Source organism: Sphingobium sp. AP50, from assembly GCF_900109095.1.
Classification (GTDB): Bacteria; Pseudomonadota; Alphaproteobacteria; order Sphingomonadales; family Sphingomonadaceae; genus Sphingobium.
Map to the genome: position 1 here is coordinate 90,926 of NZ_FNYZ01000004.1, position 17,974 is coordinate 108,899.

General features: G+C 62.2%; 10 protein-coding genes. 2 read left to right on the forward strand and 8 right to left on the reverse strand.

Annotated elements, in window-relative coordinates:
• Positions 1 to 24: 24 nt before the first annotated feature.
• Complete coding sequence (locus tag BMY84_RS09985) at positions 25 to 4,260, forward strand: SIR2 family protein (protein ID WP_093083536.1); 4,236 nt, start codon at positions 25 to 27, stop codon at positions 4,258 to 4,260.
• A gap of 48 nt (positions 4,261 to 4,308) precedes the next feature.
• On the opposite strand, the gene BMY84_RS09990 is transcribed toward BMY84_RS09985, so the two are convergent.
• The 6 genes from BMY84_RS09990 to BMY84_RS10015 form a co-directional block, all read right to left on the reverse strand.
• Complete coding sequence (locus tag BMY84_RS09990; protein WP_093083538.1) at positions 4,309 to 5,196, reverse strand: alpha/beta hydrolase; 888 nt, start codon at positions 5,194 to 5,196, stop codon at positions 4,309 to 4,311.
• 316 nt (positions 5,197 to 5,512) lie between these two features.
• Positions 5,513 to 6,784 (reverse strand): purple acid phosphatase family protein, encoded by a 1,272-nt coding sequence (locus BMY84_RS09995; protein WP_093083539.1) that lies wholly within the window; start codon positions 6,782 to 6,784, stop codon positions 5,513 to 5,515.
• A gap of 12 nt (positions 6,785 to 6,796) precedes the next feature.
• Entirely contained in the window at positions 6,797 to 9,991 is a 3,195-nt protein-coding gene (locus tag BMY84_RS10000) for a TonB-dependent receptor (protein ID WP_093083541.1), read from the reverse strand.
• Positions 9,992 to 10,105: 114 nt separating this feature from the next.
• Positions 10,106 to 11,083 carry a FecR family protein gene (locus BMY84_RS10005; RefSeq protein WP_093083542.1) on the reverse strand — a complete coding sequence of 326 codons (978 nt, stop codon included), beginning with the start codon at positions 11,081 to 11,083 and terminating at the stop codon, positions 10,106 to 10,108.
• Positions 11,083 to 11,619, reverse strand: a complete 537-nt coding sequence (locus BMY84_RS10010; RefSeq protein WP_177203975.1) for an RNA polymerase sigma factor — start codon at positions 11,617 to 11,619, stop codon at positions 11,083 to 11,085. The genes BMY84_RS10005 and BMY84_RS10010 overlap by 1 nt, the downstream gene beginning before the upstream one ends.
• Positions 11,620 to 11,713: 94 nt before the next feature.
• Positions 11,714 to 13,039: an NAD(P)/FAD-dependent oxidoreductase gene (locus BMY84_RS10015; protein ID WP_093083546.1), complete on the reverse strand. Its 1,326-nt coding sequence runs from the start codon at positions 13,037 to 13,039 to the stop codon at positions 11,714 to 11,716.
• Between the two features lie 86 nt (positions 13,040 to 13,125).
• Here BMY84_RS10015 and BMY84_RS10020 point away from each other — a divergent pair, with 86 nt between their 5' ends.
• Positions 13,126 to 13,746 (forward strand): TetR/AcrR family transcriptional regulator, encoded by a 621-nt coding sequence (locus BMY84_RS10020; RefSeq protein WP_093020738.1) that lies wholly within the window; start codon positions 13,126 to 13,128, stop codon positions 13,744 to 13,746.
• A 26-nt stretch (positions 13,747 to 13,772) separates the two neighbouring features.
• Here the strand turns inward: BMY84_RS10020 and BMY84_RS10025 are convergent, their stop codons facing one another.
• Entirely contained in the window at positions 13,773 to 15,077 is a 1,305-nt protein-coding gene (locus tag BMY84_RS10025; protein WP_093083547.1) for a carbohydrate porin, read from the reverse strand.
• 89 nt (positions 15,078 to 15,166) lie between these two features.
• Complete coding sequence (locus BMY84_RS10030) at positions 15,167 to 17,581, reverse strand: glucose/quinate/shikimate family membrane-bound PQQ-dependent dehydrogenase (RefSeq protein ID WP_093083549.1); 2,415 nt, start codon at positions 17,579 to 17,581, stop codon at positions 15,167 to 15,169.
• Between the last annotated feature and the right edge of the window lie 393 nt (positions 17,582 to 17,974).

Below are 17,974 nucleotides of genomic sequence, written 5' to 3' on the forward strand. Positions count from 1 at the left end.
AGACCGTCCGGGAAAGGATGTGCCATGCCGAGCTATTTCAAGCGCTACTATCTCGATGACGTGAAGCTGGCGCAGCGCGCCTTGCTCGAATTCCATCGCAGCCTGCTGTCGGGGCGCATGATCGCCTTCACAGGCGCCATGACGACTGAGGGCGCCGGCTACGGCACATGGGATCAGCTCGTCGAAACCTATGCGCGCATCGCCAGCCGGGTGAAGGAGAAGAAATTCGGGGAAGCCGACGCCCTGAAAGAGCTCATCGCTCCGGCGCAATTCACGCATCACGCAGCGATTGACACAGTTCTGGGCTATCGTGGCAAGCAGGGCGAGAAAAGCAGCTATCGTTTCGACGTGCGGGTCGCGCTGGGACTTATGGAAGAGGTGGTCGTCGGCCACGACGGCGCGAATGACGATCCACCGCCAAGGATCGAAACCAGCGCCTTTGAACTCGACCGGTGCCACGAACCGATAGACATGTTGTCGATCAAGCTCGCCCATTATTTCCGGCACGCCTATCGCACGCAAACCACGCGCAAGGGCCGCAGCGACCTCTACCATATGCTTGGCCACAGCGGAGATGAGCCGCAGGAAGTGGTGGAAGCGCTGCTCCATTCGCTGGGCATCAGGCGCTTTGCCACACTGAACTATGATTTCGAGCTGGAGCGGCAGACCATGCTCCGGGATCGCCTCAACAGCGCAGACCCGTCCAATGCTTTCGACGCATTGCGGGCGCTGCGTATCGCGGGAAAAGATGCTTTCCTGTGGGCGCTGGACAGCGGTCGCATTCGCCGCGTTCTGGCGACGGGTCAGGCGATCGAGAGCGACATATTGAACCGGGAACGGATAGACCGGATGATCGAATTCGCGGTCGGCGCGGATGATGTCGATCAGCATATCATCCATATGCACGGCCGCGCGTGCGACCATAAGTCGATGATCCTGAGCTATCGCGACTATGACCGGCTGTACCGGCGCAACGATCTGTACAAACTCCCTTTCGAATTTGCCCAGCGGGTCATGATCGGTGGCAATCCGGTGCTTTTCGTCGGCCTCGGCATGTCGGAGCAGGAGGTCAATCAATCGCTTCAGGATTTCGTCAGCAGCAGCCCCTATCAGCGCATGGCCCCGACTTTCCTGTTCTGGAACCTCAACCGACCGCGCAAGGACATGACGGCGGATGACTGGCGGGAAGCGGAAATGCTGCGGCTCGACCGTTTTCACCGGCTCGGCGTGCTCACCATCTTCGATGCCGACCTTCAAGCGCCGGACGATCCCGATATCAGGAACTGCCTGATCGATCTGAAGGGCAAGGCATTGAAGACCCAAGCTCTGGCCAGTATGCCCGACACCAGGCGTGCCGCAGAAATCCATAATTTGCGCTGGCTGATCGAGCATAGCGCCGCCGCAGCGACAAAGGTCGCCAGTCGGGAAAACTATACTGACGCCACCCGCTTTCGCGAAATGGAGGAGAAGGTCGCGATCGCCAATGGCCCGGTCATTCTCTGGGAATTGTCGGATGGCGGATCGGAGAAACTGGACCGCAACAATCTCGACATGGCGGTGGCAAGCATCGCCGAAAAGTTGAAAGCGCCACATCCCGCCATGTTGTGCGTGGTCGGACGGCAGGGTCGCGGCCATGGCTCGCTTGCCTTCAACATGGCGAACAGATCCGACGAATTCGGTTTCCTGCGTGAAAACACGCTGCTGATCAATGGCAGCTTCAGCTTCGATACCGACAGCTTGCTCGACGCGGTCACCCGCTTCATCAGCAAGCGTCGTGACGATGCCTATTCGTCGGGAGACGCACGCACTCCCCGGATGAGCCGAGGCGATTATTTCCGATCTTTGATGGACTTCACTCCCATAGCGGGAATTGCCCCCCTCCTCATCGTCATCAACGGCATGGAGCGTTTCTTCAGCCTTGACGGCGGACTGCTGAGCGCGGAACTGGACGAATTATTCGATATTGCCGCCAAGGGCGATATGCCCGGCATCCGCTGGCTGTTGTTCGGCTCGGAACGTGTTGCCAACTATATGGATCATCGCAAAATCGGGATCCTGCGGGGCGACGACTACAGGGCCCACAGCATTGCGACCTCGCCAGACCGGGCGGACGATGACAGCCTGCCCTTCGAGCGCCTCGACATGATCCGCATGGCGTTCGACAGAAAACTCAAGGGTCCAAGAGCCGCGGCCTTGCTGGCCCCCGCCGCCTATCGCGTGCTCAGGGAAGCCGTGCACAGCTTCCGTGCGCATTCGTCGAGCCGGATCAGCGGCGATAGCATGGCAATGCGTCGCGCCTTCTATGACATGTATCTGGGGAATATCCTCGACGAGGCCCTTCGCGCGGGCGGGAAGGACAAGCAGGATATAGCCCTGGTCCGGGAAATATTGCGCGCCTTGTCCTTCATCGGCCTTCCCGCTGAAGCGGCTGTTCTGGCACATGTCCCGAAAATCAAACAGACTGGTGAGCAAGCACCGGACATCAATCATATCGAACATCTGCTGAAGGAGATGATCGACCTCGGCCTCGTCATTGCGATCAAAGGATATACTGACGGCGTGGTTGGCAAGCCGCGCTACACGCTGCCCCGCACCCTGATGAGCGAATTGCGCTACCGTTTCAGCGTGCCGCTTACCGAGGCGAAACTCTCGACCGCTTTCAACATGTCGCTCTACATCGCTCAGCCGGCAGATGGTTTCATTCCCGAACCCGACATCCATGACGAGCTGGGCAATCTCATCGACCATCTTATCGGGGCTTATCGCGACGATGCCCGCAAGGGTGATCCGCCCAAAGCGGAATGGCGCGGCCCGATCGACAGGATATTGGCGGACATCGTGCCGCATGAGCGACTGCCGCTCGACGAAGTCCGGGTTCGCCGCGATGGCGAAGAGACGGCCGTCCCGCTGGCCAATCAGATCAATGCGCTATGTAGGGTCGAACATATCCAGCGATTGCGCGCCGCGCTTGCGTTGATCCGGGGCTATTATACCACCACCGATCTCCTCACACTGGATGTTGGCGACCGGCTGATCCGGGAAGATCGCGACGGCATATTGCTGGAACATGCCGAACGACTGGACTGCCTGATCGACGCCTATGGCAAGGTCGCCATGGCGCGGGACAGGTTGCGCGCGGTCGAGCCGCAGAAGGGCCGCATGGCGCAGGAATATGGCATGGTCGAACCGCTCTACGCCGACGAACTGGTATGGCTGCACAACGAACGCGGCGTGGTTCGTCTGGCAATGGGCGACCTGCCGGAAGCCGCAGCCTCCTTCGACCGGGCTTTCGATGTGAACCGGCGCCATGTCGAGCGGGATGATCGTGCCCATAACTGGCGCCGGATCAGGCTCAACCAACTCACCATCGACATCGAAGCAGGCGAGATTTCGCTCTGCCTGCGCAAGATAGAGGAAATACTTGCCATATCGCGTCGGCGAGATTCCACCCCAGCAAAGACCGTGCAGGACCATGCCCCTCAGGATGACGCGGTGGTCGAAGACGAAGCGGACATCGCCGACGATGTCGGCCAGAGCGGCGGGCGGCTGCGCGAGGATAGGCTCGCCATCGCTATCGCCCGTGGCTATCGGGCGCGGGCACGGCACCTTCAGGGGGACACCCACCGGGCCGAGATCGACTATGATTTTTCGATCAGGGAACTCGCCGCACTGGAGGAGACACGGGGACAGGCCTATTTCCTGCGGCTGCGCGCCGAAATGTCGCCCGAACATCGCGACGGAGACATTGTCGCGGCGCTCAGGCTGGCGCGCTCAACCCGGCAGATGGATATCGTCTACCGCCTCAACATCATGACGGCGATCGTCAATCTGACGTCGGATGTGCAGGACGGGATGGTGGATCGCGCCGGCGCACAGCAAATGCTCGACAATGCGATGCGCTATGCGCTCCAGACCGACATGCACCGCATCCGTGTCGAGGCGGGCGCGGCGCTGGCCGAAACCCGCCTCAAGAGCGGCGACTATGAGGGCGCGCTACGCAATGTTTCCGACGCGCTGATGGTCGCGACCCGGTTCGGCATGGAATTGCGCAAGATCCTGCTGCGATCGCTGATGGCGCGCATCATGGTCAAGCGCGGCCATCCGATCACCGCAAGCAAGCTGGCCCTGACCACGATCAAGATCGCCAGCCGCAGGAAATTTCAACTGGCCATCGAACATGCCGAAGAAACGCTGCTCGGCATCCCCCATGTCTCGGTGATCACCGACGTCATCGACGCCTCCATGCGTCGGCAGATCTAGCGATGGCGTTTATCTACCCTGCATAGGGGGCAAGCCCACGCATTGGGGTCAAGGCCAACTGAAGGCAAAGCGCAACGTGTCGCTGACCGATCGGATGGGCACGGTGATATGCCCTTCACCCGCATAGACATGGGATTGGAGACGAAGGCCATAAGCGGACAGCGGCTCCATTCGCTTTGCAAAAGCCTCGGCATCCCAGCGTTCGAGCGCGGTTTCTTCCAGTTCACCCGATACGACCAGAAGACGGCTGGGGCTGGTCACCGCGCCCGATTGCAGGCCTGCGACGAAGTTGCGTTCCTGTTCCAGCATGCTCTTGTCCCAGAACAAAGAAGGGCTGGCGGCGATGATGGCATGGAAGGCATTGGGCCGGGAAAACAGCGTGTGGATGGCGAACAACCCGCCCAGCGAATGGCCGAACAGGGCCTGCCGCTGCGGATTAATCTTGTAGCGCTGACCAATCTCCATGCGCAGCTTCCCGGTCAGGAAGTCCCGAAACTTGTCCCAGCCCCCGCTCCTCTGCTCCTTGAAATCAACGTCCCAGGGCGGCGGCGGCGGCCCGCCGGTGAAATCATAGAGGCGGCGCATGTCATAGGCATCCTGCGTGGGATAGCCGACCCCCACGACGATCGATTTGCCGATATCCGGCGTCTCCATCATGGCCAACAGTCGCCGGGTTTCGGCAAAGCCACCGAATATGGCGTTGCCGTCCAGAATATAGAGAACCGGATAGCCGCCAGCGGGCGGTTCTCCCTTTTCGGGGTAGGAGACGAAGATGCGATAGACCTCACCGCTGTCCGAGGTCATGTCCCAGGTCGCCGTGGCTGGCATGGTATAGCCGACCGCTACCGGCTTTTCCGCTTTTGCCGACGCGGCAAAGGCAGGTGCCGCTAGCGTCAGCAATGCAAGCGATGCCCCTATCCTGCTCAAACTCGTCATTTCGCACTCCCTGTCATTACCTTTCGCTTTTCGCGAAAAATGCCTGCTCTGCAATGCAGGATTTTCTGCTTCTCCGCCGGTGATCCGGGTGGTGCATTGGCAAGCGGTGCGGCTTCAGGAAGGCTTAACTTCGCATATTTCCTGCACATCTTGTTATTTTATTACCTATCTGCAAAACTATCGCAAAGCATTGAGAGCGAAGCTCCGGCGCCGCGAAAGACCCCGTCGGCGCCATCGTCCCACATCGCTGAAGCTGTAGGACAGTAGGAGGGCGCCGACGGCATATCGGTCAATCGCCACTGCGTGGCCCGACTGTTCAGGGCTTGCGCAGCGTCACTTCGTCCAGCGGCGCACCGGTGGCGGTATAGGCATGATAGGTCAGCGCCTTCTCCGTCACATCGATGACCTGATAGGCCTGCGTGCGGGACGCCGCCTTGCGTGCCCATGTCAGGCTGCCGACATCATACATTTTCGGCCCCGCGACCGACACGGCATAGGTCGATCCGGCGTCATCGCTGGTCGGGCCATTCGGACCGATCGCGCCCCGCGCATAGCCATGATCATGCCCTTGCAACACCAGATCGACCTTATATTTGTCGACCAGCGGCTTGAGAGCATCCCGCACCTTGGGATTGTCCCGGCCCGGCTCGCTGGAAAAGAGCGGGAAGTGCAGGAACATCACCGTCCAGCGGCCTGGGTTGTTGGCCAAGACTCCGTCGAGCCATTTGATGATCGATTTGCGCGCCTTTTCATCCCGATCCACCTGCATGGAATCGATCGAGATCAGGCGCAGCCCCTGATAATCGGTATACCAGTTCGTCTCGCGGCTGGCCGGCACATCCGCCGGACCATCGTCCGGCAGGGTGAACTGACGGCGCCACTGACCCGTGATCGAGGAACCGGCGCGCGCGCCCTCATCCTTCACATATTCATGATTGCCGGGCGTGGGCATCTGGGGCGTCTGCGCATAGAGGAATCCGCCCGCCGCGAACCATTCGCTCCATTCCGCGTCGCTGTCATGCCGATTGACCAGATCGCCGGCATGGATGGTGAAGGCCGCATCCCCCGCCTGCCGGAAGGCCATGCGCAGGGTGCGGGAGGCTTCCGACAATATCTGGTTCTGCATGTCGCCCATATAGATGAAGCGGAACGGCTTCATCGCCCTGGCAGCCGTGCGGAACTGGAGCCATTCGGACCAGTGCGTGCCGTCACCGACACGATAGGCATAGACGCTGTCGGGCTGAAGCCCCTTGAGCACCGCCGAATGATAGGCTGCGCGAAAAGCCGGGTCTTCCCGCACCGCCAGCGTGGCGTCGTCGGTTATGGCCGCCAGCGTCATCGGCGCCTTCACGAAATCCGGACTGTCGGTCGCCAGCGCATATTGCACCTGCCCCGTCAGGCCCGGCGCCGAGCGCCAGGTCACGGCCATTTCGGTCGCCGGATCGGCTGTCAGATTGAGGATTATCCGTTCCGGCGCTGCGGTCGCGGCGGCCAGTGGCACGGCGGGGGCTTGCGCCACCCCCGCCGTGCCGAGAGAAAGCGCGCTGCCCAGCAGCAGTGCACGCAAGAGAATAGAGGTCGCAATCATCCTGTGTCCCCTTCAGAAAATCAGGTTGAAGCCGAGCGAATAGCTGCGACCATTTTTGATGTAAGCGCGGCTGGCGCCGGTGCCGGACGACACCGTTTCCCAATAGGTGTGGGAATCGAACAGGTTGCGCACCTGAAGCTGGATCGAGGATTTCTTCATGAAGGTCTTGCGCAGCGTCAGATCGACGAAGCTATAGGCCTGCTCATAGGGATCGTTGCCGAAATCCTGAATGCCGCCCATGAATTTCGACTGGTAATTCCAGGCGCCATAGATTTCCCATCCCTTGCGCTCCCAGAAGATTTGCAGGTTGGCGATCGTTTCGGGCGTCTCCATCAGCGGCAGGGTATAGCCTTCGGGATGCCAGGACAGGCCGGTCACCGCCTTGGACCTTTGCAGCGTCAGATTGCCGCCCACGCCGAGCGAACTGAGGATACCGGGCAGCCAGTGCAATTGCTGCTGGGCGCTGAATTCGACACCATAGACCTCGGCCCATTTGCCATTGTTGGGCATGGAGATGGCGACACCGGCGGGATCGACATTCTCCCCCAGCGTTCCGTCCCGAATGTTCGAGGAGGAAGAGCGGAACAGGAAGTTGGTGATATGCTTGTAATAGATCGCCACCGAATAGGCGCCGCTATTGCCGGCATAATGTTCCAGCGACAGGTCGAGATTGGTGGAGCGCATGGGCTTCAGGTTCGGATTGCCCTGTTCGATGCCGACCAGCACCCAGTCGGCCGTGGCATTCTCTTCGCCATCGCCGTCCGGATCGGTGTCATAGCTATATTCGCGCGCCGAACTCATGCGGGCAATGTCGGGCCGGGCAAAGCTGGTCCACACGGCGCCGCGCAACTTGGTCTTGCGGTCGAAATCATAATTGACATGGATCGACGGCAGAACATTGGTGAAATCGCTGCGATCGGTCGTGAAGCGCGCGCCCTGCACCTCATCCATCAGATAGGCGTCCACCTTGTTGCGGGTGGCTTCCACGCGCACGCCGCCGATGATCTGCGCCTTGCCGATCCGCGCGGTCGCCATCGCATAGCCGGAAATCACGCGCTCGTTGAAACGAAAGCTGTCCTCGTTCGACAGTTCGGCGTCGGACGGATCGACGGCGAAGCCTTCGAACATCGTGCTGTCGCCATTTTCCGCGCGCTGCAATTCGGCCAGCATCGCCTTGTTGTTCAGCGTCTGACCCAGACGGTAAAGGCCGCTATAGGCGCCGCCGAACAGGCTGCCGACATCCTTGCCGTAAAATTGCGAGAAGTCGGCCATGGTGCCGTCCGTCTCAAGATTGAGGAAGGAGCCGGAGAAGGTGCGACGGCGCGAATTATAGAATTTGCCACCGGCCTTGACCGATTCCAGCCAGGGGCTGTCGGGCTTCCACTGGACGTTCACCTGCCCCTGCCACAGCTTTTCGCGGGTGCCGCCCACTTCGCCTTCCAGACTGCTGAAGGCATATTCCGACGGGTCCTGAACGGCCGCCAGAGCGGCATCGTTCAACAGCCATTTGGGGAAACGCGAATCCCCGGAGGATGAGAAGAGAACGCCCGTATTGCCCAGCCAGCCATATTTATCGCTGCGAAATTCCAGCGTATAGCCATCGTCCAGATTATCTTCCGACTGGGCGTAGGAGACGTCATAGTCGATCGTCACCGTGCCGAGGCGCGATACGCCGCCGAAATTGGTGGAGGCCAGATTGCCGGATTCATTGGTCGCTTCCCAGAAGCGGCGCAGGCGGAAGCCCTGCGGGTCCCAGCTGCCCGAACCACCGTTCAGGCTGTAGAAGGACCGCGTCGACCGATCGGCATCCGTAATGATCCCGTCGCCATCCCGGTCGACGATCTGGTCCACCGTATAGCCATAGATGCGGCCCAGCTTCTCATCATATCCGGTCACGACGTCGTCCGGCTGCGCCAGACTTTTGTCGTCGGTGTCGACCTGTGACAGGCGCGCCGAATTCTTCGCGGTGTCGTTGCGGAAGTTCAGCCGATTGCTGAATTCCTGCTTCTGATATTTATTATATTGGCCGCGCAGATGGATGTCGTGATTGTCCGACCGATAATCGATGCTGGTATTGCCGCCCCAGCGCTTAACATCGGTTTCGCCAAGGGCCAGGTCCATGCCGCGCATGACGAAGCGATTGGGATCCCAGCCCAGCGTTTCGCTGTCGTCATACCAGGTGTCGGGCTGATTATCGCCGTCTACGCCATTCTGCTCATATTGCGATTTGCGCCGGCTCCAGCTTGCCGACGCGAAGACGCCGAAATTGTCGCTGAACTGGCGGGAAAAGGCGCCCGAAATCTGCCCCGACTTGCGATTGTCGAACTTGTCGAGAAAACCACCTTCGGCCGACAGGCGGAAATAGGTCGGGGCCTGATCGAACGCCGTAGGGGTCGAGATATCAACCGATCCACCCAGCGCATCGCCATCGCGATCCGGCGTCAGCGTCTTGAAGACAGTGATCTGCTTGATGCCATCGGGCGGCAGGACCGACAGGCGCACGCCACGGTAGAAATTATTGTCGCGCGATCCCGCGCCACCGACGCGGACGCCGTTGATGGAATAATTGTTCAACTCGGTCGACATGCCGCGCACCGTGATCCGGTCGCCCTCACCCGTGGCGGAATCGCGCACCGCGTTGACGCCCGGCATGCGAGACAGCGCCTCGGAGACGTTGTTGGCGGGCAGCTTGCCCATATCGTCGGCCGTGATGGTATCCGACACGACGTCCGCCTTGCGCTTGGTTTCCAGCGAGCGCTGCACGGCTTCGATATAGCCGGTGACGACGATCTGGGTGTCGATGGGCGCCTCGGCAGCCTCCGACCGGGCCGGGGCCGGTGCGACCGCTTCCACAGGCGCTGGCCGCGCGGCGAAACTGGCGGGCTGGCTGTGCATGGCGAGCGGCTTGGCGATCAGCATATTGCCACGCCGCTGCATGGCGACATTGGCGCCGCCGATCAGTTGCTGAAGCGCGCTGTCGGCCGACATGGTGCCTGATACCGCCCGGCTGCGACGTCCGCGCAGCGCATGAGGCGACGCGGCAACCGGCGTGCCAGTGACGCGCGAATATTCCTGCAACGCCTGCGCCAGATCCTGCGCGGGAATGGCAAAGCTATAGCGCGGCTCGGCCGCCTGGCCGGACGTCGCACATGCGCTCGCCACGGCAAGGGCCAACACCGATACGGTGGGCCGGTTCAGAAAAGACATAGAAGAATACCCCCAATTCGAACAGAGCGTTCAGGCGGCAGACGCGCCATGGAGGCATAACCCGACAAATATTTTTTCTTACAATTTCATGATGTTATCATGAAATTCAGATGACTATGACGGGCGCTTCAAAATATAGCGATCGCCTGCGTCGCGCCAGTCGAGATCGTGAATGGCGGCGATCGCATCGAGCATGGATTGCGCATCATTCGTCCGGAAACGCCCCGTCACCAGCAGATCGCCCAGCGCCGGATCGGCCAGTTCGACGCGATGGCGTGACACCCGGTTGAGTTTGTGGACGAGTTGCGAGACCGGCATCTCATTCGCCTCCAGCCAACCTTCCGTCCAGTCGGGGGCACGGTCCTCTACCCGCGTCAGGCTGCGAACCCGCTCACCCGATAATTCCAGCCCGCTGCCAGCGGGAAGACGCCACTGCCGCCCGGCCCCGGCATCGACGCTCACCAGACCACGATAGACCTGAATGACGCGCGTATCCCCATCGATCCGGTCGACATCGAAGGCCGTGCCCAGCACGGAGATCCGCGCACCGCCGGTATCGACAGCAAAATGACGCAGCCGCTCATGCGCGACATCGAAAAACGCCTCGCCTCGTTCCAGCGTGACCTCACGCGACCATGGCGTGATCCGCACCGAAATCCGCGTCTCGGCGTCCATGCGGACGGTCGAGCCATCCTGCAACGCGACGATCCGGGTCTGGCCATGGCCCGTGCTGAACGTGGACTCTTTCACCAGCAGACCCTGCCCGGCCATGCCCAGCGCGACGATCAGGCAGCAGGCGGCAACAGCCGGCACGACCCGCAACCATGACCTCCGCGGCCATGGCGTTGCAGGTTCCGGCTCCAATTCATCATCATTGGAGGGCGAGAGCGGAACTGCTTCATCGCCCAGAGCCACCTCCAGCCCGCCCGACTGCCACAGGGCCGACAGGCGTGCATAGCTTTCGACATGACGCGGATCGCGCAATATCCAGCGATCGAAATCTGCCGCCGCCGCGCTGTCCAGAACGGGACGGCTCATCCGCTCGACCCACTGCGCCGCCTGCCAGTCTATGGAATGATGTTCCTGTCCCATCAGTCCTGCCCCACCAGATCGATGCCCGCCTGATCCAGCGCCCGGCGCAGGTCGATCATGCCGCGCGTGATATGCTTCTCCACCGCCTTAGTGCTCAGGTTGAGATCGGCGCCGATGGCCCGGCAACTTTCCTGATGCAGCCGCCTGCGAACCAGCACTTCGCGGCGCAGGGCCGGCATGCGCCGCAAGCAGCGTTCGAACACCTCCATCGCCCGGCGGGAATCCAGAACGCGATTGAGCGAGGGTTCCTCGCTGCGCAACTCTTCGTCCACACCTGCGACAAGGCGGCCGTTGCGCCGGTGCATGTCGACCCGCAAATTGTCCGCAATGCGGAAGGCCAGCGCCAACATGCTGCCAATCTGCTGGGTGCGGGCGAGTTCAATCAGCCGTGCCAGCGTTTCCTGCGCAATATCATCGGCCAGATCATGCGGCGTGCCACGCGCGCCCAGATAGCGGCGCAGGGCCGCCCGGATCGCATCCCAATCCTGGTCTTGCGGTTCCTTCTCCTGAAGTCCGCTCTTGATCGAGGACAGCACGAAACACTCCCGGTCGGGTGAGAGCGCCGCGACTAGACATGTTCCGTGACAGTTCGAAGTCGGTTCAAATTCCGCAATGCGTGTAACGCAGCGATCAATGCAGTTTCAGGCGCGGCCGTACGATGCGATTGATATGGCTGACCAGGATCAGCGCGGGACCGCGTATCTTGCCATGTACGGCGAGCAGATGCATACGATAGAGCGACATATAGACGAAGCGAGCCAGCCGTCCTTCCACCGCCATACGCCCACCGACCAGTTTGCCCATCAGCGATCCGACCGTCGAATAGCGGCTGAGCGACACCAGCGAGCCATGATCCTTATATACAAAGTCGGTCAGTGACCGCCCGGCCATCAATCGACCCAGATTGGCGAACACCGTGTCCGCCATCTGGTGCGCGGCCTGCGCACGCGGCGGGATCGGCCGGTCGGCCCCTTCGGGCGTATAGGAGGCGCAATCGCCCATCGCGAAAACCCGGTCGTCCGCCAGACTCTGAAGCGTCGGCCGCACGATCACCTGCCCCGCGCGGGACAGTTGCAGACCGTCCAGTCCGTCCCGGATCGGCGCAGCCTTCACCCCCGCCGCCCAGACCTGAAGGTCGGCGGCAATAAAGTCCCCATCCTTTGTCTCCATGCCTTCCGGCGTGGAAGCGGTCACGGCGACACCGGCGCGCACCTTGACGCCCAGCACCTCCAGTTCCTCACGCGCGGCGTCGGCCAACCGATCGGGCAGGGCGGGCAGGATGCGCGGCCCGGCTTCCAGCAGCGTCACGTCCAGCCGCTTGCGATCGAACACCTCCAGCCCGTAATAGCCCAGCGCATCCGCCGCATTATAGAGTTCCGCCGCCAGTTCGACCCCGGTCGCGCCGCCGCCGACAATGGCGATCCGCACCCGCGCATCCGATGCCGGATCGGCCGACATGGCGCGCGACACGCGCAGGCAGTGATCGAGCAACTGGTCACGGAAACCGTCGGCCTGCGCCCTGCTGTCGAGAAACAGGCAATTGTCGGCCACGCCGGGCGTGCCGAAATCATTGGTGACGGAACCATAGGCCAGCACCAGATAATCATAGCGCACCGAATGGGCGCGCACCACTTCACGCCCCTTGGGATCAAACACCGGCGCGATGTGGACGCGCTGCGCGCCACGATCGATGCTTTGCAGCGTGCCGTACAGGTAACGATAGCCCCAGCGATGGCAGTGGCTGCGATAGCCGACCTCGTCCAGGCTGGCGTCCAGCGATCCGGTCGCCACCTCATGCAGCAGCGGCTTCCAGATATGGGTACGATTGCGATCGATCAGGATGATGTCATGCCGCTTGCGCCCATAACGGGCGCCCAGCTTGCGCGCGAGCTCCAGTCCCGCTGCGCCGCCACCAACGATGACGATCTGGATTTTCTTGTCGGGGATCACGCACATTCCTCCTCGATCGACGGGCCGGCGCATCGATCGCCGACGCACCGGTTGTGCATTGCAATAGGCCGCGCGCCGTCGCAAAGCGAGGCGTGGACAAACAGAATTTCACCGAACGGAACCGGCGCGATATCGTCGCCATCGCGACCCGCCATTTCTCCGAAAAAGGCTTTGCCGGCGCGCGCGTGGATGAGATCGCGGCCGCAACCGCCACGTCCAAGCGGATGATCTATTATCATTTCGGCAGCAAGGACGGGCTGTATCGCGCGGTCCTGACCGAGGCCTATCGCGGCATCCGGTCGGCCGAACTGGATGCCGAACTGGGCGACCTGCCCCCGCTCGCCGCGCTCGAACGGCTGACCGCCCTCACCTTCGACTATCATTTCCATCATCCCGAACTGGTGCGGCTGGTGATGGACGAAAATATCCGAGGCGGCCCGCATGTCGGCGAGATTTCCGAAGGGCATAATGAGATCGTCCTGCCCAAGACGCAGGCGCTGATCGATCGCGGCATCGCCGACGGCAGCTTCCGGCCCGGACTGGATGCGGTCGATCTGCATATGACGATCAGCGCGCTTGCCTTCTACTTCATATCCAACCGCCACAGCTTCCACGCCATTTTCGGCGTCGACATGACCAGTCAGGCCGCTGCCGACCGGCGCCGGGCGCAGGTGATCGACAATATAGTGCGCTATTGCCGGGCCGATCCCTAGGGGTTGAGGCGAAAGCATGGCAGGCGTCAGAACTGCATCTTGACCTGGCCGCCCAGCGCCAGCGCATCATTGGTCCGCCGGTAGGAGAAGGCGCCAGGGTCGAGAATATATTGCAGGTCCGGCCGGATGCTGAGCCAGCGCCGTAACTGGATGCCATAGCTCAGTTCAATCGCCGTCTCACCCATCGGCAGCGCGGCATAGCCGCCGGGAATATCCTGCGCCTCGGCCGCTGCGCGGCGCAAACGCGGATTGACCTGCGCATGCACGATGCCCAGCGAAATGCTGTCGGCGTCGCGACCGGCGAACGTACCGATCTTGACCAGACCCGCCGCATACCAATGGGTGATCTGCGCCGATGCGGCCGGGTTGGCCGTGAACTGGCCGAAGATCGACAGGCCCCGGCCGGCATTGCCTTCGCGCAGGATCATCTGGTCGGCCAGCGCATAGAAGCCGTAGCGTCCACGCAGCGTGCCATCCTCGCCCCGCCGGGCCGCGCGCGAACTGTCATAATAGACGCCCAGCTTATAATGGCCGGGCAGCACCCGGCTGCCCGGCACGACGCCCGGATCATATTCCACTTCCAGCGGCAGCAGGATGCCGGTCGTGCCGCCGACAAAAGGCCGGAAGCCATTTTCAAGGTCGTTAAGACGCGGATTGACCTGATAGAGGCCCGTCCGCAGCACCAGATCCGGCCGCAGCCGGTATCGGACAGCCGCACCCCAGCGGGCATTGGGATAATTATACCAGCCGCTATTGCCCGATTCCGACAGCGGATGCGCGCAGAAGGCCGCGTTCACGAAATTGCAGCCCAGCGGCATCCCGCCCAGATCATTGCCCATGGCAAAGAAACCCAGCCGCAGGTTTAGCCGACCATCCGCCAGATTCTGTTCATAGCTGAGTTCCGATAGCCGCGTATTATAGGCGCCCGCCGCTTCCTGAATCGGCAACCGGTTGCCCACGAAATCGGACGAGATGCCCACACCCCGCCGGTCGTTGAAGGTGACATGCACGGTCCCGCCCGTCAGACCGGCAATCCGGTCCATGTCGAAATCGAACCCGCCGCGCAATTGCTGGGTATAGGCCGTGCCGCGCCGCTGGCCGCCATCCACGGCCGAGAAGGTTTCCGATACATAATCGGCGCGGACCGTAATACCCGCCTGCTTCAGGCGGGTGCGCAAACCGCCCCAGTCGCCCGTCAGCGTCTCGCGCGGGGGCGCGACCGTCTTGTCCGGCGCAGGCGCGGCGTCCTGCGCGAAGGCGCCCGCCATCGGCAAGAGCGACAACAGCCCCAATATGGTCAGACGGGCCAGCGGATGAATGATCTGGGCCAAAGCCCCTCCCTCCCGCGCGACAACATAGCACGCGGCAACATGAATGATGACAGGCGGGCGGAGCGGCGCCGGGCCGCTCCGCCACGGGTTCAGCGCAGCGTATAGGCGATCACATAATCGCCGCGGTCGGGCGACTGGCGCGCACCGCCCGCTGTCACCACTACATATTGCTTGCCACTTTTGGGCGATTTGTAGCTCATCGGACCGCCCTGACTGCCGACCGGCAGGCGGGCCTTCCAGACTTCCGCACCGGTCGCCGCGTTGAAGGCGCGCAGGTAGAAATCCTGCGTCCCCGCGATGAAGACCAGCCCGCCCTGCGTCGCCAGCGTGCCGCCCAGCGTCGGCATGCCGATCGGGATCGGCAGGCCCATGCGGATGCCCATCGGTCCGGTGTCGCGCACCGTACCCACCGGCACCTGCCACTTGATGGCCCGGCTCTTGAGGTCAATCGCGGTCAGCGTGCCATAGGGCGGCGCCTGACAGGGAATGCCCAGCGCCGACAGGAAGCGATCCTTCACCACCGAATAGGGCGTGCCCTTCAGCGGCACGCTGCCCATGCCGGTATTGACCGCCTCGCCCGCGCTGCCCGACTGGCCCTTCTGCGCGGCGGTCTGCGGGAACATCTGCACCCACAGGCCCAGCCGCATGTCGTTGACGAAGATGGTGCCGCTGGTCGGATCGGTCGAAACGCCGCCCCAGTTCATGCCACCCAGCGATCCGGGGAAGCTCAGCGACTTGTCGGTGCCGGGCGCGGTATACAGCCCCTCATAGCGCATGCCCTTGAAGGCGATGCGGCAGAGCAGCTGGTCGAACGGGGTGGCGCCCCACATGTCCGCCTCGGTCAGCGGACCGACGCCGATCTGCGGCATGCCCAGTGACTTGGGCTGCGTCGGCGAATAGGGCTCACCCGCTATGTTCGCAGGCTTGACCGGCACTTCCTTGACCTGCGTGAGCGGCTTGCCGGTGGCGCGATCGAGCACATAGACCTGCCCCGCCTTGGTGCCGAAGACGAGCGCGGGCACCTTGCGGGCTGCATCGAGCGGGAAGTCGACGAAGCTCGGCTGCATCGGCAGATCGAAGTCCCAAAGGTCGTTGTGGACCGTCTGGAAATGCCATTTCTCGCGGCCAGTGGTGGCGTCGAGCGCCAGCATCGACGCGCCATATTTGTGATCGAGCGCGCTGCGGGTGACGCCATAGAGATCGACCGAGGCGCTACCCACCGGCATGAACACGGTGTTGGATGCCGGATCATAGGACATGGCCGCCCAGACGTTCGGGGTCGACCGGGCATAGGTCTTGCCCGCTGCGGGCGCGCCGGTGATCGCCGGATTGCCTGGATCGAAGGCCCAGCGCAGCTTGCCGCTGATGACGTCGAAGCCACGCATCACGCCGCCCGGCATATCGACCTGCACATTGTCGGCAACACGGCCGCCGACCACGACGGTCGTGCCCGCCAGCGTCGGCGCGGAGGTCAGCTGATATTGGGGATCGGGCGCATTGCCGAGGCCAGCCTTCAGGTCGACCCGGCCATTGGTGCCGAAATCAGGGCAGAATTTACCGGTGTCGGCATCCAGCGCGATCAGCTCTGCATTGATCGTGTTCATCAGGATGCGGCGCTGACAGGCGGCGCCGGTTGGCACTGTCACTGCCGTTACCGGCGTTGCGCCGGGCAAGCTGGGCTGCTGGATCGGCGCATGGGCGTCGAAATAGGCGAGGCCCCGGCAGCGCATCCAGACCGATGCCTTGGCATTGATCAGCGTCTTCCATTTCTCGCGACCGGTATCGGCGTCGAGCGCGATGACATTATTGTGCGGCGTGCAGATGAACAGCGTATCGCCGACCTGCAACGGCGTATTCTGGTCTTCCGCGCCATTGCCATCGCTCAAGGCGATGTCACCGGTGCGATAGGTCCAGGCAACCTTCAGCTTGTCGACATTGTCGCGGGTGATCTGGTCGAGCGCGACGAAACGGCTGCCGCCCGGACTATTGCCATAGGCGGTCCAGTCCTTCTGCGCCTGTGCCGGATCGACCGGCACCAGCGGCGCGGCCTGCCCCGCAAAGGGCACGGTGGGATGCGGCACGAACATACCGGCTGCCCCGACAGCCGATCCCAGACCAACGAACGCCGCCACCAGCAAAGCCGGCCGCGTTGCAGGCGCCGAACCATCCCGACGACGCAGCAGCGGATAGGACAGCGCCACCACCGTAGCGCCGACGCCGATGGCCAGCAGCCGGGAGATCAGCGGCCAGAAGCTGAAGCCCACTTCCCACAAGGCCCAGAAAATGGTGAGCAGGAAGACGGCGCCGAACAGCAAGCCACCGCTCGCCCTGCGCAGCGCGATCAGCCCGCCCGCGCCGATCAGCGCGACACCGGCGATCAGAAAATAGAAACTGCCGCCAAGGCTGACGAGTTTGACCCCGCCAATAGCAAAGAAAAGTCCGGCGGCCAGAATCACGGCCCCCAACAGAAGCAGCCAACCGCGGATCAGCGGCTGGCCGTGCATTTTCGTGCCCGTCACGCGGCACCTCCTTCATCTCTTATAATCGTCGGAGAGTGCCGCTCTGGAGTCGACAAGAACGCCCAATCACCGGATCGCCGCTATAACGACGCAATGTACTATTTAGTACACAACTGCCTGAGTCGCAAGTTCGGTCAGCGTTTTTCGCAGCAGGCCCGCCCCGCAGATTCCCGTTTCACGGACCGTGCGGAGGCGTTACACTTTAAATATCAGTCGTCTGTCGGTGATGAATTAGCTCGCGCCGGACATGCCATGAGCCGAGGAAAGTCGCCCTTATCGAGGACTATAGCAGCGAGCCACATGGTTGCAGGCGGCGCACCGGGACGTGAAAACCACCCCATCTCGCAGAGAGAATCCCTGCGAAATTTGGGCCAAGCA